Here is a 26046-nt window from a genome sequence, read left to right on the forward strand (position 1 = left end):
GACAAAAAAATAGCCGGGAATCCCGGCTATTTTCATGTGACAGAATGTTTACAGTAAATCTGCAATCATCTTTTCCAGTTTTTCCCTGGTCGATAGCAAATTTACGGATCCCGTCGGCCAGTTTATCGATCGCCATTGGGTCTTGATTGTGCTGCCAGTAGAATTCCGCTTCCGTCATTTTAGCCGGACGAACTTTCACTTCACCAGCATAAGACAGTTTGCGAACCACTTCGCCTTCGCTTTCTGACAGTTCTTTCAGCAACGCTGGGGCAATCGTCAGGCGGTCACATCCGGCCAGTTCCAGAATCTCACCCACGTTACGGAAGCTCGCGCCCATCACGACGGTTTCATAGCCGTGCTCTTTGTAGTAATCGTAGATTTCGCTAACGGAAACCACACCTGGATCTTCGTGCGGCGCGAATTCTTTCTTATCGCCATTGGCTTTGTACCAGTCAAGAATACGACCAACGAATGGTGAAATCAGGAACACGCCCGCTTCAGCACAGGCACGCGCCTGTGCAAAGGAGAACAGCAGCGTCAGGTTACAGTTGATGCCTTCTTTTTCCAGTTGCTCCGCCGCACGGATGCCCTGCCAGGTTGAAGCCAGTTTAATCAGGATACGCTCGTTGCTGATGCCTGCATCGTTGTACAGTTTGATCAGGTGTTTTGCCTTCGCCACGCTTGCTTCGGTGTCATAAGACAAACGTGCATCCACTTCCGTGGAGATGCGGCCTGGGATCAATTTTAAAATTTCGAGACCGATGTTAACCGCCAGTTTGTCCGTAGCATCGACAACCTGCTGTTTGCGATCGCTGCTCTGCTCGCGTGCCCAGGCAATCGCCTCGTCGATCAGCTTGCGGTATTCAGGAATTTGCGCCGCGTTCAGAATCAGCGAAGGGTTGGTAGTCGCATCTTGCGGTTGGTACAGTTTCATTGCCGCAATATCGCCGGTATCAGCTACAACCGTGGTCAATTGGCGTAGGGAAGTCAGTTTATCCGTCATGTTGGCATGTCTCGTTGTTTATACGTGGTGCTCGTGAATGAAAATAGCTCGTATATGAATCGACTTATTATCTAATCGGGTGGCCGTCTGTTTTGCGCCGAAATCTGATAATAACACGCGCGTTTTCCCACGCAAGCCAGCCTTTTCCTACGTCCCCTTGCAACAGTGATTACACACTGGTGATTCCCCTTTCCAAACGCGCTCGGACGTAAAAGACAAGGCGTATTGTAGCTATTGGCGTATTGTAGCTATCGCCGTTTTCTTACGGCGTTCTTGCTATAGTAGGACCATCTCAAATCAAACCGACAGGACATGGCGCATGCTTATTACTATTTCACCCGCAAAAACGCTCGACTACACCAGTCCTTTGGCAACGACGCGTTATACGCAGCCAGAACTTCTGGACCAGTCCAGTCAATTGATTGATGTGTGTAAAAAACTGACGCCGGCACAAATCGCCTCTCTGATGAGTATCAGCGATAAGCTGGCTGATCTGAACGCAGGGCGGTTTAGCGAATGGCACCCGGATTTCACGCCTGAGAACGCGCGTCAGGCGTTGCTGGCATTTAAGGGCGACGTCTATACCGGATTAGCCGCGGAAGATTTCAGCGAGGATGATTTCGATTTCGCCCAGCAGCATTTGCGTATGCTGTCAGGCTTGTATGGCGTGTTGCGCCCGCTGGATTTGATGCGCCCGTATCGGTTGGAAATGGGCACCAGGCTGGAAAATAAAGCCGGCAAAGATCTCTACAGTTTCTGGGGCGATACCATTACTGAAAAGCTGAATCAGGCGCTGCGCGATCAAGGCGACGATGTGCTGGTTAATCTGGCATCGGATGAATATTTCAAAGCGGTTAAACCGAAAAAACTCAATGCCCGCCTGATCAAGCCCGTCTTTTTGGATGAGAAAAACGGCAAATTCAAAGTGATCAGTTTCTACGCCAAGAAAGCACGCGGCCTGATGAGTCGTTTCATTATTCAAAACCGCCTGACGCAGCCGGAACAGTTGAAAGCGTTTAATCTGGACGGTTACTTCTTCGCAGAAGCAGACTCTTCGACGGATGAACTGGTGTTTAAGCGCCACGAACAGTAAACAAAGTAGTACGATAGGCAACAAAGAGAAAGGCGGCGAAACCGCCGCCTTTTCAGCAATCTTATTCCGGCAGTGACATCAGGAACTCACGCAGCTTCGCGAAATCATCCGGGAAGTTGTGCGACAGCAGATCCAGATCGGCACGCTCAGCCAGCGCTTCCGGCAGATCCAGTTCTTTGCCCAGAATGTCTTCTACGCTTTCCTTGAATTTCGCCGGGTGTGCCGTCCCCAAGGGAACAGGCCGAACTCACCCGCTTGCAGTTGATCGCGTAGCAGGCGATAAGCAATCGCCGCGTGCGGCTCAGAAACATAGCCTAACGCATCCAGCTCATGCATGGTTTCTTTCGTGGTCTCATCGCTCACCGCGCCAAAGCCCAGCGTTTTCAACTGCCAGTTTTTACGACGGAACAGCTCTTCCACGCGCGGCCAGTTGTTCGGCTGGCTCACGTCCATCGCGTTGGATAAGGTTGCCACCGTTTTATTCGGCTCCCAATTTCCGCTGCTCAGGAAACGCGGCACGGTGTCATTGGCGTTGGTCGCCGCGATGAAGCGCTTAATCGGCAGCCCCAGCGATTTTGCCAGCAGACCAGCCGTCAGATCGCCGAAGTTACCGCTCGGCACAGAAACCACCAGATGATTACGCGCTTCCTGCGGCAGTTGTGCAACCGCTTCAAAGTAGTAGCAAATTTGCGCCAGCAGACGGCTGATATTGATGGAGTTTGCCGAGTTCAGGCCAATCGCCTTTTTCAGCTTTTCATCATCAAACGCCTTTTTCACCAATGCCTGACAGGCATCAAAATCGCTGTCGACCGCGATGGTGTGAATGTTGCAGCCCAGCGTACAGAACAGCTTTTCCTGCAACGGACTGATCTTGCCCTGCGGATATAAAATCACCACACGGACATTTTCCAGACCGTAAAAGGCATGCGCCACGGCAGCACCGGTGTCACCAGAGGTCGCCGTCAGAATGGTAATTTTCTCGTCGCCAGACACTTCCGTCAGCATTTGCGCCATAAAGCGGCCGCCGAAGTCTTTAAAAGCCAGCGTCGGGCCGTGGAACAGTTCCAGCGCGGCGATATCTTCCGCTACCGGCGCAACGGGTGCAGGGAACGCAAAGGCCGCTTTTACGCGCTCGAACACGGTTTCAGCCGCAATTTCATCGCCGATATACGCAGACAGAATGCGGCTGCTGCGGGTAACGAAATCCAGATCCAGCAGGGCATCGATTTCGGTGCGCTCAAATTCCGGCAGTTCCAGCGGGAAGAACAGCCCTTGCTGGCTACCCAGTCCTTGCTTGATAGCCTGAGCAAAACTGACCTGCTCGTTATGATCTTTAAGGTTGTACAGTTTCATGCGTTATCCCAGTTGTCGTGCGCCAGTCGTATCAAGACGGCAAATATGAACAAAACCTTCATCGTTCTGCAAATAGTTATCCCGCAGCCAGTCGGCCAGGCGCTGTGCGCTCGCCATGTCGTTGCAGACGGAGAATAACGTCGGGCCGGAGCCGGAAATACCGCAGGCCAGTGCCCCGATATCTTCAGCGGCCTGGCGAGCGGCAGCAAAGCCGGGCAGCAGTTTCGTCCGATAAGGTTCCGCGATGACATCCTTCATCAGTTTCGCCGCCAGCGCAGCCTGTCCGGTATGGCAAGCGTGGATAAAACCAGCCAGATAACGGCCGTGACTGATGCAATCCTGACGACGATATTGCGCAGGCAGAATCGCGCGCGCTTCGGCAGTCGAGACCTTAATCCCCGGATACGCCATGACCCACAGCCAATCATCGAATGACGGCACAGACTGGCTGATAATGCCGTTCTCTTCCAACATCAGTTGGACGCCGCCAAGGAAACACGGAGCCACGTTATCGTAGTGAACGCTGCCAGAAATGCGCCCTTCCAGCTCACCCATCAGTTTCAGCAGACGGGTATCATCCAGCGGCTTGCCGCAAAATTCGTTCATCGCCATCAGCCCGGCGACGACAGAACAGGCGCTGGAACCTAGCCCTGAACCAATCGGCATATTCTTTTCGAGCGTCATCGCCACCGGCACGGTTTTGCCAATTTCCTGACAGAAAAGCTCCCAACATTGGTACACAATGTTTTCTTTCGGGTTGTCCGGCAGTTTGCTGACAAAACGCCCTTCATTACGCAGGCTGAACAGATCGGCCGCCTCGACAGAGACGCAATCTCCCAGCAATGAACCGTCTACCGGCGAAACGGCCGCACCCAGTACATCAAACCCAACGCTGACGTTACCGATTGATGCAGGTGCATACACCTTAACCATAATTATGCTCCCAACTTCCATGACAAGGTGCGCAGCAGATCTGCGAACACACCAGCAGCGGTAACATCGTTACCCGCGCCATAACCGCGCAAGACGAGCGGCAGTGGCTGATAATAACGGCTGTAGAATGCCAGCGCATTCTCACCATCTTTGACTTTAAACAGCGGATCATTGCCGCCAACGGCGCTGATCTTGACCTTGCAGCGACCTTCTTCAATGACGCCGACATAGCGCAACACTTTACCTTCATCGCGCGCTTGTGCAACACGGCTGGCGAACTCATCGTCTACCGACGGCAGGCGCTGCATGAAGCTGGCAACGTCGCCGGAGGCATCGAAGCTGGCAGGCAGAACAGATTCCACCTCAATATCGCCCAGCTCCAGCTGATAACCCGCTTCACGCGCCAGAATCAGCAGCTTGCGCGCCACATCCATACCGGATAGATCGTCACGTGGATCGGGTTCGGTATAACCTTTCTCTTTCGCCTGTGTGGTCGCTTCCGACAGCGACATACCTTCATCGAGTTTACCGAAAATAAAGGACAGCGAGCCAGAGAGAATACCGGTAAAGCGAATCAGTTCATCACCCGCATTCAGCAGGTTTTGCAGGTTCTCAATCACCGGCAGACCAGCACCGACGTTAGTGTCATACAGGAAACGACGGCGGGATTTCGCCGCAGCGCTGCGCAGTTGGTGATAATAGTTCATCGACCCCGTGTTGGCTTTCTTGTTTGGCGTCACCACGTGGAAGCCGTCGGCCAGGAAATCCACATACTGATCGGCCACGGCCTGATTCGACGTACAGTCAACGATAACCGGGTTCAGCAGGTGGTACTCTTTAACCAGACGAATCAGACGGCCCAGATTGAACGGCTCGCGGGCTTTCGCCAGCTCTTCGCGCCAGTTGTCCATCGAAATGCCGTTAATATTGGTCAGCATGGCTTTGGAATTCGCGATCCCACAAACACGCAGGTCGATATGTTTGTCTTTCAGCCACGGCTGCTGACGGTGAATCTGCTCCAACAGTGCGCCGCCCACGCCGCCCACGCCGATAACAAATACGTCGATCACCTGATCGGTGTTAAACAGCATCTGGTGCGCCACGCGCACGCCAGTGGTCGCTACATCGTTGTTCACTACAACGGAGATAGAGCGTTCGGAGGATCCCTGCGCGATAGCCACGATATTGATATTGGCCGTCGCCAGCGCGGAGAACAGACGCGCAGACAGGCCGCGCAGCGTGCGCATACCATCACCGACGACAGAGAGGATTGCCAGACGTTCCATTACATCCAGCGGCTCCAGCACGCCTTCTTTCAGTTCCAGATAGAATTCGTCTTCCAGCGTTTTGCGGGCGCGTGCCAGCTCGTTTTGCGATACGCAGAAGCTGATGCTGTATTCGGAAGATGACTGCGTAATCAGAACAACAGAGATACCCGCACGCGACATCGCGGCAAACACGCGTGCCGCCATGCCAACCATGCCTTTCATGCCAGGGCCGGATACGTTGATCATCGCCATGTTGTTCAGGTTGGTAATCCCTTTCACCGGATACTGAGTATCCGTGCTGTCCATGCCGATGAGTGTGCCGGGAGCCTGAGGGTTTTCGGTGTTTTTGATGAGGCAGGGAATTTGGAACTGGGCGATAGGAGCGATGGTGCGGGGGTGGAGGACTTTGGCGCCGAAATAGGACAGCTCCATCGCCTCCTGATAGGACATCGATTTCAATAATCGAGCGTCCGGCACCTGACGCGGATCGCAGGTATAAACACCATCTACATCGGTCCAGATCTCACAGCAGTCCGCACGCAAACACGCAGCCAGTACCGCAGCGGAATAGTCTGAACCGTTGCGGCCCAGTACCACCAGCTCACCTTTGTCGTTACCGGCCGTAAAGCCCGCCATCAGGATGACATGATCTTTCGGAATGGCACTTTCGGCGATGCGGCGAGTCGATTCCGTGATATCCACGGTGGATTCAAGATAGTGTCCCTGCGCCAGCAGCTTCTCGACCGGATTGATAACGGAAACCCCATAGCCGCGCGCCTGAAAGACCGCTTCCATGATGGCGATAGACAGTTTTTCCCCTCGGCAGATAATTGCGGCGTTCACACTGTCAGGACACTGGCCCAGCAACGCGATGCCATGCAGAACGTGTTTCAGCTGTGCAAATTCCTGATCCACGAATGCCTTCAGACGGGCATGATCAAAACCGGGTTGAGACTCAGCAAGGCCTTGCAGCAGCGAAGAAAAGATTGTTTCGGCGTCATTCAAATGAGGCAGGATATCTTGTCCGGCGACGGTTTTCTCAATCATGGCAACCAGATGGTTGGTAATTTTCGCCGGAGCGGACAATACGGTAGCCACCTGTCCCTGGCGCGCGTTGTTTTCGATAATGTCGGCAACGCGCGCAAAACGCTCCGCATTTGCTACTGAAGTCCCGCCAAATTTCAACACTCGCATTTTTATCTTTTCTCCTGAATTTCTGCCAACCAAACGCCGGAAGCGTTTTTGTATGCCGCTTGCAGGCGGCGCTGAGGGATAACCTGCCGTAAAAAAAAAGCCCGCACTGTTCGGTGCGGGCTTTTTCTGGAATCTTTATATGCGTCAGCCCGCACCGTTACTGGTTGTATCGGTGATGGTAATAATCGTGGTGATCAGGCTGATAGTGCGCATGCTAAAATCGAATCTCATTAGAAGTAGAGTTATCTGCCCTATTAGTTAGGCCAATCGCCCTTTGAAGTCAACGGATTTCTTTTTTTTCTTCTCACCGAACGAAAAATGTCTACCGCTAAACCCACTGCCGAAACGGGAATATGCCGGACGAACCATTGTCAAAATACACGTTTCAAGATGTTCGACTGCCAAAAAAGCCATCTTTGCTATCTTATTTCGGCAAATTTTTTTCAATGTCGTGTAGCAGCCGATGGAGCATAGCCGTATCGCGCTGCTCTAAACGTCCCAGCCGCTGATGCAGCCAGTCTCGCAGTTTTTCATCATCCTCAACCGCCAAATTTACCAGTAGCCGATCCAAACGATCGTGCAGCGCCGACAATTGTCCCACTGCCGCAGGCTGTGCCACTTCCGGTTTAACGTCCATCAGTTCAGCCAGTTGGTAACAGTACACCATCACCGCCTGACCAAGATTCAACGAAGGGTAATCTGCTTTCATCGGTACGCCGGTCAATACATCCGCCAGTTCGAGTTCTTCATTCGTCAGGCCAACATCCTCCCGACCAAACACCAGCGCCGCAGAAGCCATCCATTGCACCTTCTCCTGCAAGATGCCAGTCAGTTCAGCTGGCGTGCAGTAATAACGATACTTAGCCCGGCTGCGCGCGGTGGTCGCAATCGTAAAGTCGACATCCGCCAGTGCTTCAGCCAGCGTGGCAAACACCTGTACGTTATCCAGAATGTCCCCCGAGCCGTGCGCTACCCAACGAGCTGCCGGTTCTTGATGTGCAGTGCTACCGACAATACGCAAGCTGCTGAATCCCATCGTTTTCATCGCACGGGCTGCCGCCCCTACATTTTCTGCCCGAGCGGGCTCAACCAAAATAATATGAAACTGCATAAACTCCTCAGTATGGGTTACGTGCGTTCTGTCACTATCTCCACCAGCCGTCAAATAAAACAGCAGCGTCATCGATAGCGATTACTGATAACGATTGATTAATAAGTGCTATTCGTTGATAACCGCAGCGTGTTGATCGTTACGGTGAAAAGTTAACAATAAACCAACAAAATTTCCGGTATCAATTCAGCCTTCGGCAGGAAACATCAGAGAGTCCAAAAAAATAGGCAGGAAGAGAAAACCCTAAGAAAAACAGGGTAAATTATTTTATTTCAATAAGTTATAAAACGACTACCGACTGTGTAGCGCCAATTATGATTATTGGCATTTGCTATGCTAAATCGTTCATAAAAAGTGCTAAATTGTGACGTAAACTGGCAATCCTATAAGTGTTTATCACAAAATAGTTAACGTGCTAAAATGAAATTTGATATATGTCAACAGAACCGTAGATTTATCAGCAGGCAAAATCCGTGCTTACTGTTATGTTGCTGTTAATAAGGTTAAACTATGCGCCACTTTGAGCGCAGTTAAATTAGCGCCACGCTCATCCGCTAGCAGTACCTCTAAGCGGGTAGAGAATGAACACCAGTAACGCCTTTACGTACTTGAGTCTGATGTTGAGCGAGAGCGTAGTTTACCTCGATAAGCTCCAGGGAAATACCCGGAATAACTGGCGTTGTAGCCAGCGGGCCAGCAGGGTATGACAGCGACTTCTGTACTTCCGATTTCTATAATTTAAGTTGGCAATTTTAGGTAGCAAACATGCAGACGCCGCACATTCTTATTGTTGAAGACGAGCTAGTAACTCGTAATACCCTCAAAAGCATTTTTGAGGCGGAAGGATACGTTGTTCATGAAGCCACTGATGGCGCAGAAATGCACCACATTTTGTCCGAGAATGACATCAATCTGGTGATCATGGACATCAACCTGCCAGGAAAGAACGGCCTGTTGCTGGCACGTGAACTGCGCGAGCAAGCCACCGTTGCCTTGATGTTCCTCACCGGTCGTGACAATGAAGTCGATAAGATTCTCGGTCTGGAAATCGGTGCGGATGACTACATCACCAAACCGTTCAACCCACGTGAATTGACGATCCGCGCGCGTAACCTGCTGTCACGTACCATGAATCTTGGCAGCGGCACTGAAGAGCGCCGTCTGGTGGAAAGCTACCGCTTCAACGGCTGGGAACTGGACATCAATAGTCGTTCTCTGATTAGCCCTGCTGGCGAACAATACAAGCTGCCGCGCAGTGAATTCCGCGCCATGCTGCACTTCTGCGAAAACCCGGGCAAGATTCAGTCTCGTGCGGAACTGCTGAAGAAAATGACCGGCCGTGAGCTTAAGCCACACGACCGTACCGTTGACGTCACCATCCGCCGTATCCGCAAGCACTTTGAATCAACAGCCGATACGCCGGAAATCATCGCGACGATCCACGGCGAAGGCTACCGCTTCTGCGGCGACCTGGAAAATTAATCCCTCTCAGCCGGAACAGACATCTGTTCCGGCTGTTTTCCCTTCTTACCGCATTACCGCACGTTATTCACTCTTTGCCCACGGCATAACCGGCACTGCGCTTAACGCATTTTTCGGCGAACCATCGACTAAGCGATCGGAGTAAGCGAGATAGATCAGCGCATTACGCTTTTGATCGTAAAATCGAACAACCTGTAATTTCTTGAAAACCAGCGATGTTCTTTTCTGGAACACCACAGATCCGCGGTCACCGCCGTTTTTGATTTTATCGGACAGCGTAATCGGCCCAACCTGCTGGCAGGAAATAGCGGCGTCCGATGTGTCTTCAGCCAGGCCTAAGCCGCCCTTGATTCCGCCCGTTTTGGCTCGGCTAATGTAGCAGGTAACATTTGATACATCTGGATCGTCAAACGCTTCCACGACGATCTTATGATCCGGCCCCAGCAGTTTAAAGGCGGTATCGACAGACCCGACTTCTTCCGCACTGACGACGCCAGCGGTGGATAGCAATAGCAGACCCGCTCCCATGATGCGCTTTATGTTCATATTTCAGGCCCTGTGACAATTCATGACAAACGATTAATAACCACAATTTAAAAGAGGATGTACAAAATAAACCACTATCGCAATCCTCCTTATCCAAATTACCTGCGGAATATTTTCAAAAATCTTCGGCAGTACCAAAGTGAAAATATTGCTATGATGCGGGATCTCAATACGCTCGCGCCCAATGTGTTTGATGAGGAAGATTATGGATCAAGCCGGTATCATACGTGACTTGCTTAACTGGCTGGAAAGCCATCTCGACCAGCCGCTATCACTGGATAATGTGGCGGCAAAAGCGGGTTATTCCAAGTGGCATCTGCAAAGAATGTTCAAAGACGTGACGGGCCATGCCATTGGTTCATATATCCGAGCGCGGAGATTGACCAAAGCGGCGGTTGCACTTTGTCTAACCAGTCGCCCTATCCTTGATATTGCCCTGCAATATCGTTTTGATTCACAACAGACCTTTACCCGCGCGTTCAAAAAGCAGTTTACCCAAACGCCTGCGTCTTATCGTCGTTCCGATAATTGGAATACATTCGGCATTCGTCCGCCGATCCGGCTTGGTGCGTTTACCCTGCCACAGCCGCAGTTTGTCACCCTGCCAGAAACACAGTTGCTTGGGCTAACGCAAACCTATACCTGTCGTCTGGAACAGATTTGTAACTTCCGTACGGAAATTCGCGTCCACTATTGGCGTCAGTTTTTAGGCGAAACCTGCTCCGTTCCCCCCGTGCTTTACGGGCTGCACCATTCACGGCCGAGCAAAGAGAAAGACGACGAGCACGAAGTGCTCTACACCACCGCGTTGGAGCCACAGTACCTGCCGGATGATGTCCACACGGGCGAACCCATTACGCTACCGGGCGGTGACTACGCGATGTTTGTTTTTGAAGGGCCAAACGACGAGCTACAAGACTTCATCATCACGCTGTATGACACCTGTCTGCCGACCTTCCAGCTCACACGCCGCAAAGGGTTCGACGCCGAGCGTTTTCACCCCAGCCGTGATACAGACGGGGAAATACCCGCGATCATCCGCTGCGAGTATTTGATCCCATCCAGCACCCAGAGCCGCTCTCAGCGCTGTAGCTCATCCAGTGCCGGAATATCCAGATGCGAGATATCTCCGGCCGTTTCCACCACCCATCCCGGTGCCAGCCACGGACTTTGCTGATAATCGATACGCGACAGGGAGCAGTTGCGCAGGCGCAGGCGCCGCTCAGCCGACGCGGGTAGCCCCAGAACCGTACTCAGCAGACAGCCCAGCGCCATCCCGTGGCTCACCAGCAGAGGACGGCTTCCCGCAGGCAATGCCAGACAACGTTCCAGAACGCCGTGCATGCGCAATGCGACATCACTCATCGATTCACCTTCCGGGATGCGGCCATCGGGCGTGCCATCTACCAGCCCTTTACGCAACCCTTCTTCCTCGGCGGTCAGCGAGTCCAGATCGCGCGCTTCCAATACGCCCATGTTCAATTCACGTAACCCAGGCTCCAGGATTATCTGGCAATTACCACAAGATTTAGCGATGATTTCTGTCGTCTGACGCGTTCTTCCGAGATCGCTGGTAAAAATATGCGTAATCCCTAACGTCCTGATTCGTTCAGCAACTCGCTGTGCCTGTTGCTCACCTCTTGGCGTCAGCGCACTGTCCGATTGACCTTGAATACGTCGAGCCACATTCCATTCTGTTTCGCCGTGGCGAACAAGATATACCTGTAACATGGTTATTTTCCGTTATACTGCGTCAAATTAACTAAAGGTACGAAACTGTTATGTATCACGTTGTTGCTGCAACTACCAACCCGGCAAAGATTAAGGCTATTACTCTGGCATTCACCGATGTCTTTGGTGCAGAAAATTGCCGCATCGAAGGCGTTGACGTCGATAGCGGCGTCCCGCGTCAACCTCTTGGTTCTATCGAAACCCGTACTGGCGCCAGAAACCGCGTCATGATGGCACGTCAGGTGCGGCCTGAAGCCGATTTTTGGGTCGGTGTCGAAGCGGGCATTGAAGAAAGCATGACGTTCGCCTGGATGGTGATCGAAAACCCCCACCTGCGTGGCGAGTCACGCTCTGCAAGCCTGGTTCTTCCAGAAAGTATATTACATGGTATCCGTGAAGGGCGGGAATTAGGCGATGAAATGGAACGTTTGACGGGCGTTCAGAATATTAAACATAAAGGTGGTGCCATCGGCGTCTTCACCGACGGCAAATTGTCACGTACCAGCGTATACCATCAGGCGCTGCTGCTGGCGCTGGTGCCGTTCCATAACCCGATCTATCAGATTCCCGTTCACGCCGCAAAACCGTAACGGTTACGCGTCGTCACCCAACGGTTTATCTGCCGACAGCAACTGCGCTTCCAGCCAGCTTTTTAACGCGGGGGGCGCGGCTTTCAGACTATTTGAACCGCGCGTGATGGTAGCAATCCCTGCACCTAACTCGCTTTTCAACTCACGCTGACTCATGTCACCCCGCATCAGTTCCTGCACAATTCTCACCCGCGTTCCCAGCGCAGTACGTTCGTCCGGCGTCAGTAGCAATTGAAGCAGCGGCAATTGCAGATCCTCCGCAATAGACTGCTGCAATAGCGCGACAAAGCGCAACCAGTTCTCATTGTCTTGTTCAGAAAGTGCCGGGTCGATAAGCGATAACGGAGTCATAACGGGCTGCCATACTATTTAACTAGTACGGCAGCATAACACAATTTCAGGCAACAATCGCAACGCCGCGTCTCAATAACGCCGCTGCCATTCCGCATCCGTCAGCACATTGGCTGGCTGGTGAAGGAAATAGCGATAGAAGACATCATAGGCCAGCACATTTTTCACATATCCCCGCGTTTCCGAGAACGGAATACTTTCGATAAACGCAACAGGATCAATGCGTCCGGCGCTGTTTCTCAGCCAGGTATTCACCCGCGATGGCCCGGCATTATAAGCCGCAGAAGACAGGATGCGGTTACGGCCAAACGTCTGGTACACGTACTCCAGATAGCTCGTTCCCAACAGAATATTGGTCTCAGGATCGAACAGTTGGCTGCTGTTCGTGTAGAACGTGATATTGCTCATTTTGGCAGTATGCTGCGCCGTCGCGGGCATCAACTGCATTAAACCCGATGCACCAACCGGAGAACGCGCTTTCGGATTCCAGGCACTCTCCTGACGAGCGATCGCCATCGCATAACTCTGGCTAATACCTTTCCCCTGCGTTTCACGGCGGAATTCATCATTCCAGGCCAGCGGGAAACGCTCTTCCAGATGATCCCACAGCTTCGCGACAATCGTTGCCTGCACGCTCAAATCCGCCCAGCGCTGTTCAAACGCATAGCGAGCCAGCGCTTCCTGCTGTGGTTTGCTACGGTTCGCGACTAACCCGACCCATTCGCTGCGTGCCAGATTATCCATCTGCCAGAACATCAATTCCCGCACACGAGCGACTTCCGGTAGCTGGGACAGAGAAGGATCCGGCTTCACTGCTGTCATGATCGTAATGGGATAGCGCTCATTGAGCTTCTGCGCTGCCGCCATCGGATAGAACCCGCGTTCCTGCATCAGACTGCGTAATAACGGCTCGCCTTCCTGACGTTTACCTTGATCCAACAGCACCACCGCACGCCAGTAGCGCCATTCGTCTTTCTGTAACGCCTCCGCTGGCAAACGCGCCATCCAGCTTGTTAGCCCCTGACGGTCGCCTGCGCCCAACGCCATGCGTACACGACGCTCCAGCAAAGTGGTCGACGTACTTTTTCGCACCACGCCATCCCGCCACTGCGCCTGCTCGGGTGTGGCATCGTTGCCCATCAATCTCCAGGCAATGGTTTCTTCCATCTCCTGACGCTCTGCGGCACTCATTTTCTGTAGACGGACAATAATCGGCAGCATCGAACGGGCATTATCAGCATCCTGACGCGCCGTGCGCGTGAAGGCCGACAGCGTGACTTTCCGGGTGAAATCCGTTGGCCCGACAGTACGAGCGAAACTCTCCAGCGAATTCGGATCGTTCTGGAGTTTGAGCAGCGCATCGCCCATCGTTTTATAATCGCCAGGTAACTGCTTGATGAGGTAGCTCACCAGACTACTGCTGCCCTCATCCATCGCCAGACGCGCGCGCTCCAGCGTCGTCAACGGCGTCTGTTCGCCCGCCTGCTGCCACACGGAGAAAAGTTTATCGCACACCGCAGGGAGCGAGCGTCCAGTCAGCCAGATATCACGCGTAGCTTCCCACACCCCCTGACGCTGGCCGGTAGCCCACTGGGCATAATAAAAGTTACAGCGGGCGCTGACCGGTTTCGGCGGCTGCGGGCTAAATGCCAGTAGCCCGATCCAGTCCTGACGACGCGCCAGTTCATTCACAAAGCTGGTATTGAGATTACGGGCGGGCGGCAGCGTCGGATGCGTTGCTATAAACTGCCTCACCTGCGTCGCGCTGATCTGGCTCAAGTCCTGCGTGAGCGAACGGTACTCAAGATAAGGATAAAGCGGGTAACTGCGCAGCGTCGGCATCAGTTGCGCTACCGTGTCCATCTGGTTGCTGTCCCACGCTTGTTTAACCTGCTGATAGCGCTGACGCTGTTCATCCAGAGAATCCGCCAGCACATGACCGGAGACCCCAGCCAGACATATCGCCGCAACGGCGTACCACCAATAACCCGCTTTCATCACCTACATTAACCTCATCCGTTATCGAACTTGCTATCGGCATCCTTCATCGTATCAATACCCCTATCCTATACCCAAAATAATTCGAGTTGCGTGAAGGCGGCAACCGCATGACAAATTCGTCGGGAACGAATTTGACCAGCCAACGGCTGGCCTTCGGTGAGAGACAGGATGTCTCTCATTTCATCCCCAGGAGCTTACTCAGGTAAGTGACTGGGGTGAGTAAGGGCAGCCAACGCACAAGCAGCTTGAAGTATGACGGATATATCGGGCAGATCCAGTGTGGCACATCATGCCAGACAACGATACGTCGATCCGCAAACCGATTCTGAAATTCATCAGGCGGGCTGACCTCTCATATCGGCCATGGCAAATCGCCGGATAGCTGGGATCGCGGGCTGAAACCCGCTACACTCAACGGTTAGGATAATCGAGCGTTGCCGAGGTGTTTTCTCAGCGGCGCTATTCGTATTCAGTAGCACAGTGCTACACATCGTCACCCGCTTAAGGTGACAAATCATAGAGATAAGAGAGAGGCGAAGTCGCAACGTGGCTCAATATGTTTATACCATGCATCGCGTCGGTAAGGTCGTACCGCCGAAGCGTCACATTCTGAAAAACATCTCCCTCAGTTTTTTCCCCGGAGCCAAGATCGGCGTGCTGGGTCTGAACGGAGCCGGTAAATCAACACTGTTGCGTATTATGGCTGGCATTGATACGGACATCGAGGGCGAAGCTCGCCCACAACCTGGCATCAAAATCGGCTATTTGCCGCAGGAACCGCAGTTAAACACGGAGCACACTGTACGTGAATCCGTAGAGGAAGCGGTGTCTGAAGTCGTGACCGCGCTGAAACGTCTTGATGAAGTCTATGCGCTGTATGCCGACCCGGATGCGGATTTCGATAAACTGGCTGCCGAGCAAGGTAAGCTGGAAGAAATCATTCAGGCGCATGACGGTCATAACCTGAATAACCAGTTGGAGCGCGCCGCCGATGCGCTGCGCCTGCCGGAGTGGGATGCGAAAATCGCTAACCTGTCCGGGGGGGAACGTCGCCGTGTGGCCCTGTGCCGTCTGCTGCTGGAAAAGCCGGACATGCTGCTGCTCGACGAACCAACCAACCACCTGGATGCCGAGTCTGTCGCCTGGCTGGAACGCTTCCTGCATGACTTCGAAGGTACCGTGGTCGCTATTACCCACGACCGTTACTTCCTCGATAACGTCGCAGGCTGGATTCTGGAGCTGGACCGTGGCGAAGGCATTCCGTGGGAAGGCAACTACTCTTCCTGCTGGAGCAGAAAGATCAGCGTCTGGCACAGGAAGCGTCTCAGGAAGCGGCACGCCGTAAGTCCATTGAGAAAGAGCTGGAGTGGGTGCGTCAAGGCGCTAAAGGCCGTCAGTCCAAAGGTAAGGCTCGTCTGGCACGCTTTGAAGAGCTGAACAACACGGAATACCAGAAACGTAACGAAACCAACGAACTGTTTATTCCGCCTGGTGCTCGCCTCGGAGACAAAGTGGTGGAAGTCACCAATCTCAGCAAATCTTACGGTGAACGCCAGCTCATCGACGGGCTTTCTTTCTCCGTACCGAAAGGCGCGATTGTCGGTATCATCGGCCCGAACGGTGCCGGTAAATCGACGCTGTTCCGTATGATGTCCGGTCAGGAGCAGCCAGATAGCGGCACGATTGAGCTGGGTGAAACGGTGAAACTGGCGTCAGTCGACCAGTTCCGTGATGCGATGGATAACAGCAAAACCGTCTGGGAAGAAGTATCTGGCGGGCAGGACATCATGCGTATCGGCAACACAGAAATGCCAAGCCGTGCGTACGTTGGCCGTTTCAACTTCAAAGGGGTTGATCAGGGCAAACGCGTTGGCGAGCTGTCCGGTGGTGAACGCGGCCGTCTGCATCTGGCGAAGCTGTTGCAGGTCGGCGGCAACGTGCTGCTGCTCGATGAACCGACCAACGACCTGGATATCGAAACCCTGCGTGCGCTGGAAAACGCCTTGCTGGAATTCCCAGGCTGTGCCATGGTGATCTCGCATGACCGTTGGTTCCTCGACCGTATCGCAACACACATTCTGGATTACCAGGATGAAGGTAAAGTGGAATTCTTCGAAGGTAACTTTACCGAATACGAAGAATACAAGAAACGTACGCTGGGCGCCGATGCGCTGGAACCACACCGCATCAAATACAAGAAGATCGCTAAATAAGCAGTCATCGAACGTGATAAAAAAATGGCCCGCATTGCGGGCCATTTTTTTCCATACTCGTCATACTTACTTCATTTACCGGGAATCAGAACGTTTCCCAGTTTTGATTATCGCTGCCTTTGCTACTGATCCCGGCAATCGCCATTGCTGGCGCTAGACGCGGTTGCGGCGTAGCCTTCGGCAAGGACGTTTTCAGTCTCTGAGCCACCCCAGCCAGCTTGAATACCGCGACAGCCTGCGTCAGACGCGCGGCCTGCTCTTCAAGTGACACGGCGGCGGCCGAAGCTTCCTGCACCAATGCCGCATTCTGCTGCGTCGCACTGTCCATTTCAGACACGGCCTGACTCACCTGCCCAATGCCACGGCTTTGTTCGTCGGAAGCGGAAGCAATTTCCCCCATGATGTCGGTCACGCTGACAACCGCGCGGACAATCTCACCCATGGTTGTGCCCGCCTGAGACACAAGCCCAGACCCCGTTTCCACCAGTCGGCTCGATTCGCCGATCAGCCCTTCAATCTCTTTCGCGGCCTGTGCGCTGCGCTGCGCCAAATTACGGACTTCACCCGCCACCACAGCAAAACCACGCCCTTGCTCACCCGCTCGCGCAGCCTCCACCGCCGCGTTCAGCGCCAGAATGTTGGTCTGGAATGCAATGCTATTAATGACGGAAGTGATTTCAGAAATACGTCGTGAACTGGTGGAAATATCCTGCATGGTATCCACCACGCTCTTCACGATCTGCCCGCCCTTCTCGGCTTTTTCAGAAGCATTCTTCGCCAATTGGCTAGCGTGATGGGCGTTATCAGAGTTCTGTTTCACCGTTGCGGTTAGCTGTTCCATGCTCGCGGCGGTTTCCTCCAACGCGGCCGCCTGCTGCTCGGTACGCGAAGAGAGATCGACGTTACCCGCCGTAATTTCTGACGATCCCTGATAGATCGAATCCGCACCTTCACGCACGATCGTCACCGTATCCGTCAGCTCCGCCTGCATGTTCTGGATATTTACTCCCAGAATGCCGATTTCATTACGCCCCATCACCATCGGCGGTTGCGTCAGATCGCCTGCGGCAATCTTCTGGATACGCTCAACCAGTCTGTTGATTGGCGCAAGGATCACATTGCGCACCATGATGTAGGCCATGATCGCCATAATGATCGACAGGGCAAAGGAGCCCGCCATCATCCAGTAACCCAGCTTGGCATTCTGTTCTGCTTGTAGATTGATATCCTGCGCGGCTTTCGTGAGTTCAGTTACCTTCTTGCGTACTGGAACACTGAACGCTTCGTCTAACTGGCGAGCCACTGTGCTTTCCAACGACACCAGGTCTTCAAATTCACCATCACTCGTGGCTTTCTGCATCACAACAATCGCATTATCGCGATAGTTGTTATAAGCCTTGAGGATATCCTCGTCCAAGGCCTTTTCACCCTCCAGTTTGTCTGGGCGTGCGAGATATTCATCCAGACGCTTCTGTGAGGCTTTGACTCGACCCGCAGCCTGATCTGAAGCGGATTTAAACACCTCGTGATCGCTAATACGATTTGCTGCGCCAGCTTGAATCAGCAGCAGCCGGGCAACACGTAGCTGATCGAGGCTGCTACTGATACCGGCGCGGATATCAGACAACTCATTAGCCTTATCAAGTGAATCATTACTCTGCTTTAAAAAATAACTCGCTGTGCCAATAGAAAGCGCAAATAAAATTAGGATAATTGAAAAAAGAGTAATAAATAACGAAACGAGGCGTATATTGTTGATGTAACTCAACTTCTCTTTTTGAATAGACATCGGTTGCATTCTCATTTTCACCATCACTGGTATACATTATCTCTGCCATGACAGGCACGGCAGAGCCCAGATATCACTGTGACAATAACGCCACGCAGGACGAACCTTTTATAAAAAAGCCAAAAGGAACCAAAAGTGTTATCGGCATTTCCAATTTAAAACGTACCTAAAATAAATTGATAGAAATCACGTTTCAATAAAAATTAAAAAACAACCAGAAAAAATGAAACAAAAATATTGTAGGTATGGCATCACGGCTGATTTTTCAAAAACGCTGAGTAATCATCCAGCGCGCGATGTTGTAAAACAAAGTCAATAAAACACGCCAATGCGGGCGAATTCAGTTTGCGGCTGGGATAAACCAGATAAAGGTCGTTAGCTTCCACCTGCCAATCCGGCAAGACCTTAACCAGCTTCCCAGACACCGCGTCATCCAGGCAGAGGAAATCCGGCAATAGGGTAATCCCCGCCCCGCAATGGCGCACTCACGGGCGTAAAGCAGGTTATCTGTGATATGCGTCTCGGGCAGCAGCCAGCGATAGAGTTCTGAACCGCGATGAAGTAGCCACTCCGTCCAGGCATGGTGCGCAATACAGCGGTGCTGCTGAAGCTGCTGTGGATGGAGCAATGCCGGATGCCGCGCCAGATAGTCAGGTGCTGCCAGCAAATAGCGGGGAGTCTGCCCAAGCGAACGCCCGATCAATGAAGAATCGTGCGGTTTCCCAGTACGAAAAGCGACATCGAAACCTTCCTGAACCAAATCGATCACCTCATCTGAAATCAGCACATCCAGCGATACCGCCGGAAAGCGCTGCAAAAAATCGGCAGTAAGCCGTGCCAGCAAGGTGGAACCGAATCCTGCAGGACTGGTGATACGCAGTCGCCCGCTGGGATTATCACGCAGGCGCTGTATAGCAAGATCGGCACGCTCGCTGGCTTGCAGCATTTCCTGACAGTGAACCAGATAGCGCTCGCCTGCAAACGTCAGATTGAGCTGGCGCGTCGTTCGATTCAACAACCGCAGGCCAATCTGCTGTTCAAGCTGGCTAATGCGCAGGCTCAGGCTGGATTTCGCCAGCCCGGCTTTTCGCGCCGCCTGTGTAAAACTGCCACACTCGGCCACCAGCGCAAACAACGCCATATCCTGCAATTGCTTAAACATAATTGTTCACCTTAGACGAACACTGCATTATTTATTGTCCATCTTATCAGCCCTATCGCCGTGTTCTACACTTGGTTCTATTCAGTTTTATTCACAAAACCGCATTCTGAAAATAATGAGGAACAGACCATGACCGCTCATGCCATAGCCGTTGCTCCACAACAGCCAGAAAATTTCATTGCCATCACTCAAGACATCCCCGAGCCCGGTGAATACGATCTGTTGATCGATGTAAAAGCCGTTTCCGTGAATCCGGTGGATACCAAGGTTCACGCAGGCTTGCGTCAAAATGGGTTAGAGCAGCCCAGAATTCTCGGCTGGGATGCCAGCGGTGTCGTGCTAAAAACCGGCAGTGCAGTAAGCCAATTTCAGGTAGGCGATGAAGTCTGGTACGCCGGCGATATTACCCGTCCCGGCAGCAACACCACACATCAGTTGATTGATTCACGTATCGTGGCACGCAAACCTGTGTCTCTGAACTGGGCTTCAGCGGCGGCAATGCCGCTCACAGCGCTGACTGCGTGGGAAGGGTTGTTCGAACACCTGAAAATACAGCAGGCAGACAGCGATAAAACGCTGTTGATTATCGGTGGCGCAGGCGGCGTAGGCTCCCTTGCGATTTCTCTGGCAGCCCTGCGCAGTTCGGTAAACATTATTGCTACCGCATCGCAGCCTGACTCAGCAGCGTGGTGCCGCCAACGTGGTGCACACAAGGTCGTGGATTACCGTAATTTGGTGGCTGAGCTAGAAAAAGAAGGGATCAAACAGGTCGATTACATTTTCTGCCTGAACGACACGGACGGCCACTGGGATGCCATTAGCAAACTGATCGCACCGATGGGACACATCTGCACCATCGTGGAAAACAAAAATCCGCTCGACCAAACGGCGCTGAAACTCAAAAGCGCGGCGCTGCATTGGGAACTCATGTTCACCCGCAGCATGTTCACCACGCCAGATATCGCCGAGCAGGGGAACATTTTGCACGAAATCGCACAGTTGGTTGATGCAGGAAAACTTCAGGGAACCGCCAGCGAAACGCTGCAAGGGTTAACGGTAGACACGCTGAAGCAGGCTCATGGTAAAGTGCTGGAAGGGCATATGCGCGGCAAGATCGTTATCGCGCTGTAATAACGCAGCCAGTCCCAAAAGGGCTGGCTGTTTATTCACTGATTAAAACGAATCAGAACAGCAGACGGGCACGAATGGTGCCAGGAATGGCCTTCATAAGCTGTAGCGCCGTTTGCGCGCCATCCGTTTCTACGTCAATGACCACATAACCAATTTCAGGCGTCGTTTGCAGGTATTGCGCGGCAATGTTAATGCCTTGCTCAGCAAAGATCTGGTTAATTTTGGTAATAATGCCAGGACGGTTTTCATGGATGTGCAGCAGGCGGCTGGCGCGTGCGCCATGAACTGGCAGCGACACTTCCGGGAAATTCACCGCAGACAGCGTAGAGCCGTTGTCTGAATATTTCGCCAGCTTTCCGGCGACTTCATCACCGATGTTTTCCTGTGCTTCCTGCGTGGAGCCGCCGATATGCGGCGTCAGCAGCACGTTGTCAAACTCACACAGCGGCGACAGGAACGGATCGCTGTTGGTGGCTGGTTCCTGTGGGAACACATCAATGGCCGCACCGGACAGATGCTTACTGCTCAACGCTTCGCACAGTGCAGGAATATCAACCACCGTACCGCGAGCAGCGTTAATCAGGATGGAACCCGGCTTCATCAGCGCCAGCTCTTCCGCCCCCATCATATTCTGCGTGCTGTCATTTTCCGGCACGTGCAGGCTCACTACGTCGCTCATATTCAGCAGGTCGGACAGGTGGCGCACCTGCTGGGCATTACCCAGAGGCAATTTACTTTCGATATCATAGAAGTAAACGTGCATACCCAGGCTTTCAGCCAGAATACCCAACTGAGTACCAATATGGCCGTAGCCGATGATCCCCAGCTTTTTGCCGCGCGCTTCAAACGAGCCTACGGCCAGTTTGTGCCAGATACCGCGGTGTGCTTTCGCGTTCGCCGCTGGGATACCACGCAGCATCAGCAGCATTTCGCCGATCACCATTTCTGCCACGGATCGGGTATTGGAAAACGGTGCGTTAAAGACCGGGATACCGCGTTTGGTCGCGGCCGACAGATCAACCTGATTCGTTCCGATACAGAAACACCCTACCGCGATCAGTTTTTCCGCAGCAGCAAAAATCTCTTCTGTCAGATGGGTACGCGAGCGGATACCCACAAAGTGCGCATCGCGAATAGAGGCTTTCAGTGCCTCAGGATCCAGCGCGCCCTTATGGAACTCGATGTTGGTGTAACCGGCTGCACGCAGGTTATCCAGCGCGCTCTGGTGCACGCCTTCCACTAACAGAAACTTAATCTTGTCTTTTTCCAGTGATACCTTTGCCATTTCCCGACCTTATTTTCAGACTTCAAATGTGACAGAGTGCTAAATAGCCTCTGCCAACATAACAAAAATTACGCAGTCAGCAATACAAACGATTGCTTCGCCCGAATCACGCCACAAAGAGGCGCGCCTGATTTATGGCAAAAAATATTGCCAAAGATGTGCATTGCCATATCGGCGATAAACAAAATAAGAAAATGTGATATTAAGTACCAAAAATGAGCCGTTAACTAAATAGATTTTTTTAGCTAAAAAATTTCTGACGTGGACGTTCACCACGTCAGAACGATCTCGCACTCATTTAACGACGGTTTTTACCCCATCAGCCGTCCCGACCAAGGCGACATCCGCGCCGCGGTTGGCGAACAGCCCAACGGTCACCACGCCGGGGATACCATTGATGTGGTTTTCTACGGCGACCGCATCCATGATATTCAGGTTGTGCACATCCAGAATGACGTTGCCGTTATCCGTCACGACGCCCTGACGGTAGACCGGCTGCCCGCCCAACTTCGCCAGTTCACGCGCCACGTAAGACCGCGCCATCGGAATGACTTCAACCGGCAACGGGAATTTACCCAGCACATCAACCTGCTTGGATGCATCAACAATGCAGATGAACTGGCGCGACAGTGCTGAAATGATTTTCTCACGGGTCAGCGCCGCACCACCGCCTTTGATCATCTGCATGTGGCCATTGATCTCATCCGCACCATCGACATAGACATCCAGTGAATCGACCTCATTGGCGTCAAACACGGGAATACCCAGACTTTTCAGTTTTTCCGTTGAGGCATCTGAGCTGGAAACCGCGCCTTTGATTTGGTGTTTTATCGAACCCAGCGCATCAATAAAGTGTGCTGCTGTCGATCCGGTTCCAACTCCCACAATGGTGTCCGGGCGGACGTAGTCGAGCGCTGCCCATCCCACTGCTTTTTTCAGTTCATCTTGCGTCATAAGCTGCTTCTGGCCTGTAGAATCGATATACGAAAACGTGTGCGTATTATAGAACATGCTCATTGGGGAAAGCGTGTAAATTCACTTCACCGCCGATGCATTATTTCATGCGCCTCATTCCACACCTACCCTGCTGAATCGTAATGGCGCACAAGAGCCAAAATAAGATTTCTGCATGGCAAATCAGCAAAATGTGGCATAGTGAAAAAAACAGGCTCATTCAGAGGATTTTGACTTTCATGAAACGCCCGGACTATCGAACGCTTCAGGCTCTGGATGCCGTCATCCGCGAGCGTGGTTTTGAGCGCGCCGCCCAAAAATTGTGTATTACCCAATCTGCCGTTTCACAGCGTATCAAGCAGTTGGAAAACCTGTTCGGCCAGCCGCTTTTGGTCAGAACCATTCCCCCCCGCCCAACGGAACAGGGGCAAAAGTTGCTGGCGCTGCTGCATCAGGTTGAGCTGCTGGAAGAAGAGTGGCTGGGAAATGAAACCAACAGCGATATCCCGCTGCTGCTGTCGCTGGCGGTGAACGCCGACAGTCTGGCAACCTGGCTGCTGCCTGCGCTACAGCCGGTGCTGGTTGATTCCCCGATTCGCCTTAACTTGCAGGTAGAAGATGAAACACGTACGCAGGAAAGGCTGCGCCGGGGTGAAGTGGTAGGGGCGGTGAGTATTCAGTCCCAGCCGTTGCCAAGTTGTCTGGTGGATAAGCTGGGCGCATTAGATTATCTGTTTGTGGCCTCGCCGACCTTCGCCGCCCGCTATTTTCCCAATGGCGTGACACGTTCGGCACTGCTGCGCGCGCCTGCGGTCGCCTTCGACCATCTGGATGACATGCATCAGGCTTTTTTACAACAAAACTTTGATTTGTCGCCGGGCAGCGTTCCCTGCCACATCGTGAATTCGTCGGAAGCGTTTGTACAGCTGGCACGACAAGGCACAACCTGCTGTATGATCCCGCATCTGCAAATCGAGAAAGAACTGGCCAATAACGAGTTAGTCGACCTGACGCCGGGACTGTTTCAACGGCGGATGCTCTACTGGCACCGCTTCGCGCCAGAAAGCCGGATGATGAGAAAAGTAACGGATGCCCTGCTAGCGCACGGCCATCAGGTACTGCGCCAGTCATAACACCTTGATATTTCAGTAAAATGCCACAGGCCTGTCTGAGCAGGCCTGTGGGGATTATTAACGAGTGAGAACAGTGCTTACGGCGTACGCTGTAGCTCAAAGACAACATCCACCTGATCGTCAAAGTGAATAGTTTGCTGTTCATAGGTTTGTGATGCTTCGGTTTGCACCGCCGCGTCTGCCGTTTTAAACATCCGCGCCATCGGCATCGGCTGATAGTTGGCAACGTGGTAGCGAACGCTGTAAATCGGCCCCAGCTTGGCATTAAAGCCCTGTGCCAGCGCGGCCGCCTGACTCGTCGCCTGCTCAATCGCTTTTTTACGCGCTTCATCACGATAGGCTTCGGGATTGGCAACACCTAATTCTACCGTGCGAATCTCATTCAGCCCCGATTTCAGCGCCCCATCCAGCAGTTCATTCAGCTTGTCTAACTGGCGCAGCGTCACTTCCACCTGACGCACAGCACGATAGCCTTTCAGCACCGAGCCACCCGTTTTAAGATAGTCATACTCCGGCTGCGTGCGTAAATTGGCGGCATTAATATCTTTTTTCTCAATGCCGTTTTTACCCAGAAAATCAAAATATTGTGCAACACGGGCATCGACCTGCTTTTTCGCTTCCGCCGCATCCTTCGATGACACGCTGACTTCAATCGCCAGACGGGCGATATCTGGCGTCGCATCGACGCTGGATGTCCCTGACGTCACGATATGCGGGCCATCCGGCAGTTCCGCAGCCTGAGCGACCATCGACATACCGCCCAATCCTACCGCAGCGGCCAACGCCAGTGCATTTAGCTTCATCATACCTTGCTTCACAATCTCTCCTTACTTATGTTTCGTCGCATGCCGCTGGCAGATTGTCTGTGCCAATAGATTATCTGCACCAACACGGTCTCTTCCAGAATGAAAGAGACAAGACGGAGTGCTTTACCGACTAACATAACGCATGACCAACTCCACACAATATAGGTGAATTTCTGAAACCTAGATGTCTTTCTGAAGCCTAGCGTAAGGGGATGTCATTTATTTCCCGCCATTATTGCCAGCCGTGACGCGCCAGTTGCAAGGCAATGCCCCACATCACTACGCCGACACAAAAGTTGATCCCCCGTTGTACCCGTGGCGTATTCAGCCACGGTGCCAGCCAGGCGGCCAATAGCGCCAGTGCAAAGAACCAGGTGAAAGAGGCGGTCATCGTCCCTAGCGCAAACCAGCGACGGGCATCATCCGCAAACTGGCTTCCCAGACTCCCCAGCACCACAAACGTATCCAGATAGACATGTGGATTAAGCCAGGTCACCGCCAGCATCGTCGCGATAATGCGCCAGCGGCTTTGTTTCATTACCTCGGCGCTGGCGAGTGAAATATTCTTGCTGAAGGCTGTTTTCATCGCGCCCCAGCCGAACCAAAGCAGAAACGCAACGCCGCCCCAGGTCACCGCACCCAGCAGCAATGAAGATTGACTGAGCAACGCGCTACCGCCAAAAATTCCTGCGGTAATCAGCACCATGTCGCTCAAGGCACATAACATTGCCACCATCAGGTGATATTGCCGGCGAATCCCCTGATTCATCACAAACGCATTCTGTGGCCCCAAAGGCAAAATCATCGCAGTCCCCAACAAAACGCCCTGTAAATACACCGCCCACATACTTCTCTCCTGCATCATTTGTTGTTATCGCGGGGGAGTGTATGGAAGCCGATAAGATAAGTGAAATTGA

At 52.7% G+C, this 26046-nt stretch carries 18 protein-coding genes, 5 pseudogenes and 1 other annotated feature; of the genes and pseudogenes, 7 read left to right on the forward strand and 16 right to left on the reverse strand.

Annotation, left to right across the window (positions count from 1 at the left end):
* Positions 1 to 48 precede the first annotated feature (48 nt).
* Positions 49 to 1003: pseudogene (gene tal / locus NAL19_RS18305) on the reverse strand (transaldolase).
* 319 nt (positions 1004 to 1322) lie between these two features.
* Here tal and yaaA point away from each other — a divergent pair.
* Positions 1323 to 2096 (forward strand): peroxide stress protein YaaA, encoded by a 774-nt coding sequence (gene yaaA / locus NAL19_RS18310; protein WP_263058094.1) that lies wholly within the window; start codon positions 1323 to 1325, stop codon positions 2094 to 2096.
* A gap of 61 nt (positions 2097 to 2157) precedes the next feature.
* Here yaaA and thrC read toward each other — a convergent pair.
* From thrC to NAL19_RS18330, 5 genes and pseudogenes are all read right to left on the reverse strand, one after another.
* A pseudogene (thrC, locus tag NAL19_RS18315) lies at positions 2158 to 3449 on the reverse strand (threonine synthase).
* A gap of 3 nt (positions 3450 to 3452) precedes the next feature.
* Positions 3453 to 4382, reverse strand: coding sequence for a homoserine kinase (gene thrB, locus NAL19_RS18320; protein WP_103161141.1), 930 nt, complete (start codon positions 4380 to 4382; stop codon positions 3453 to 3455).
* Positions 4383 to 4384: 2 nt separating this feature from the next.
* Positions 4385 to 6844 (reverse strand): bifunctional aspartate kinase/homoserine dehydrogenase I, encoded by a 2460-nt coding sequence (thrA, locus tag NAL19_RS18325; protein ID WP_263058095.1) that lies wholly within the window; start codon positions 6842 to 6844, stop codon positions 4385 to 4387.
* A 90-nt stretch (positions 6845 to 6934) separates the two neighbouring features.
* Positions 6935 to 7050: a sequence feature (Thr leader region), on the reverse strand.
* Complete coding sequence (gene thrL, locus NAL19_RS21880; RefSeq protein ID WP_071531141.1) at positions 6989 to 7075, reverse strand: thr operon leader peptide; 87 nt, start codon at positions 7073 to 7075, stop codon at positions 6989 to 6991. It overlaps the preceding feature by 62 nt.
* Before the next feature lie 193 nt (positions 7076 to 7268).
* Positions 7269 to 7955 carry a tRNA/rRNA methyltransferase gene (locus tag NAL19_RS18330; RefSeq protein ID WP_263058096.1) on the reverse strand — a complete coding sequence of 229 codons (687 nt, stop codon included), beginning with the start codon at positions 7953 to 7955 and terminating at the stop codon, positions 7269 to 7271.
* A gap of 765 nt (positions 7956 to 8720) precedes the next feature.
* Between NAL19_RS18330 and arcA the strand changes: the two genes are divergently transcribed.
* Positions 8721 to 9437 (forward strand): two-component system response regulator ArcA, encoded by a 717-nt coding sequence (gene arcA / locus NAL19_RS18335; RefSeq protein ID WP_010300511.1) that lies wholly within the window; start codon positions 8721 to 8723, stop codon positions 9435 to 9437.
* Positions 9438 to 9500: 63 nt separating this feature from the next.
* Here arcA and creA read toward each other — a convergent pair whose 3' ends face one another.
* Entirely contained in the window at positions 9501 to 9983 is a 483-nt protein-coding gene (gene creA, locus NAL19_RS18340; protein WP_225085844.1) for a protein CreA, read from the reverse strand.
* Positions 9984 to 10188: 205 nt separating this feature from the next.
* Between creA and robA the strand changes: the two are divergent.
* A pseudogene (gene robA, locus NAL19_RS18345) lies at positions 10189 to 11043 on the forward strand (MDR efflux pump AcrAB transcriptional activator RobA); the annotation flags it as partial.
* A 20-nt stretch (positions 11044 to 11063) separates the two neighbouring features.
* On the opposite strand, the gene gpmB reads toward robA, so the two are convergent.
* Positions 11064 to 11714 carry a 2,3-diphosphoglycerate-dependent phosphoglycerate mutase GpmB gene (gpmB, locus tag NAL19_RS18350; RefSeq protein WP_263058097.1) on the reverse strand — a complete coding sequence of 217 codons (651 nt, stop codon included), beginning with the start codon at positions 11712 to 11714 and terminating at the stop codon, positions 11064 to 11066.
* Positions 11715 to 11764: 50 nt separating this feature from the next.
* Between gpmB and yjjX the strand changes: the two genes are divergently transcribed.
* Positions 11765 to 12304: an inosine/xanthosine triphosphatase gene (yjjX, locus tag NAL19_RS18355; protein ID WP_225085847.1), complete on the forward strand. Its 540-nt coding sequence runs from the start codon at positions 11765 to 11767 to the stop codon at positions 12302 to 12304.
* A gap of 3 nt (positions 12305 to 12307) precedes the next feature.
* On the opposite strand, the gene trpR is transcribed toward yjjX, so the two are convergent.
* Positions 12308 to 12655, reverse strand: coding sequence for a trp operon repressor (gene trpR, locus NAL19_RS18360; RefSeq protein ID WP_263058098.1), 348 nt, complete (start codon positions 12653 to 12655; stop codon positions 12308 to 12310).
* Between the two features lie 72 nt (positions 12656 to 12727).
* Positions 12728 to 14653, reverse strand: coding sequence for a murein transglycosylase (gene sltY / locus NAL19_RS18365; protein WP_263058099.1), 1926 nt, complete (start codon positions 14651 to 14653; stop codon positions 12728 to 12730).
* Positions 14654 to 15202: 549 nt separating this feature from the next.
* On the opposite strand from sltY, the pseudogene ettA reads away from it, so the two are divergent.
* Positions 15203 to 16869, forward strand: a pseudogene (gene ettA / locus NAL19_RS18370) (energy-dependent translational throttle protein EttA).
* Between the two features lie 85 nt (positions 16870 to 16954).
* Here ettA and NAL19_RS18375 read toward each other — a convergent pair.
* Positions 16955 to 18658: a methyl-accepting chemotaxis protein gene (locus NAL19_RS18375; protein WP_263058100.1), complete on the reverse strand. Its 1704-nt coding sequence runs from the start codon at positions 18656 to 18658 to the stop codon at positions 16955 to 16957.
* A 251-nt stretch (positions 18659 to 18909) separates the two neighbouring features.
* Positions 18910 to 19820 (reverse strand): annotated as a pseudogene (locus NAL19_RS18380) (LysR family transcriptional regulator).
* A gap of 129 nt (positions 19821 to 19949) precedes the next feature.
* Between NAL19_RS18380 and NAL19_RS18385 the strand changes: the two are divergent.
* Entirely contained in the window at positions 19950 to 20951 is a 1002-nt protein-coding gene (locus NAL19_RS18385; RefSeq protein WP_225085852.1) for a zinc-binding alcohol dehydrogenase family protein, read from the forward strand.
* A gap of 52 nt (positions 20952 to 21003) precedes the next feature.
* Here the strand turns inward: NAL19_RS18385 and serA are convergent, their stop codons facing one another.
* Together serA and rpiA are read right to left on the reverse strand one after the other, a co-directional pair.
* The gene (gene serA, locus NAL19_RS18390; RefSeq protein WP_263058101.1) at positions 21004 to 22236 is read right to left on the reverse strand and encodes a phosphoglycerate dehydrogenase; all 1233 of its coding nucleotides are present in this window, start codon (positions 22234 to 22236) and stop codon (positions 21004 to 21006) included.
* Positions 22237 to 22530: 294 nt separating this feature from the next.
* Positions 22531 to 23190: a ribose-5-phosphate isomerase RpiA gene (gene rpiA / locus NAL19_RS18395; RefSeq protein ID WP_263058102.1), complete on the reverse strand. Its 660-nt coding sequence runs from the start codon at positions 23188 to 23190 to the stop codon at positions 22531 to 22533.
* A gap of 239 nt (positions 23191 to 23429) precedes the next feature.
* On the opposite strand from rpiA, the gene NAL19_RS18400 reads away from it, so the two are divergent.
* The gene (locus NAL19_RS18400; protein ID WP_015841813.1) at positions 23430 to 24323 is read left to right on the forward strand and encodes a LysR family transcriptional regulator ArgP; all 894 of its coding nucleotides are present in this window, start codon (positions 23430 to 23432) and stop codon (positions 24321 to 24323) included.
* A gap of 77 nt (positions 24324 to 24400) precedes the next feature.
* Here NAL19_RS18400 and NAL19_RS18405 read toward each other — a convergent pair whose 3' ends face one another.
* Together NAL19_RS18405 and argO are read right to left on the reverse strand one after the other, a co-directional pair.
* Positions 24401 to 25126 (reverse strand): oxidative stress defense protein, encoded by a 726-nt coding sequence (locus NAL19_RS18405; protein WP_263059750.1) that lies wholly within the window; start codon positions 25124 to 25126, stop codon positions 24401 to 24403.
* A 235-nt stretch (positions 25127 to 25361) separates the two neighbouring features.
* Positions 25362 to 25976 carry an arginine exporter ArgO gene (gene argO / locus NAL19_RS18410; RefSeq protein ID WP_225085855.1) on the reverse strand — a complete coding sequence of 205 codons (615 nt, stop codon included), beginning with the start codon at positions 25974 to 25976 and terminating at the stop codon, positions 25362 to 25364.
* Between the last annotated feature and the right edge of the window lie 70 nt (positions 25977 to 26046).

It is taken from the genome of Pectobacterium sp. F1-1, from assembly GCF_025643735.1.
GTDB classification, from domain to species: domain Bacteria; phylum Pseudomonadota; class Gammaproteobacteria; order Enterobacterales; family Enterobacteriaceae; genus Pectobacterium; species Pectobacterium colocasium.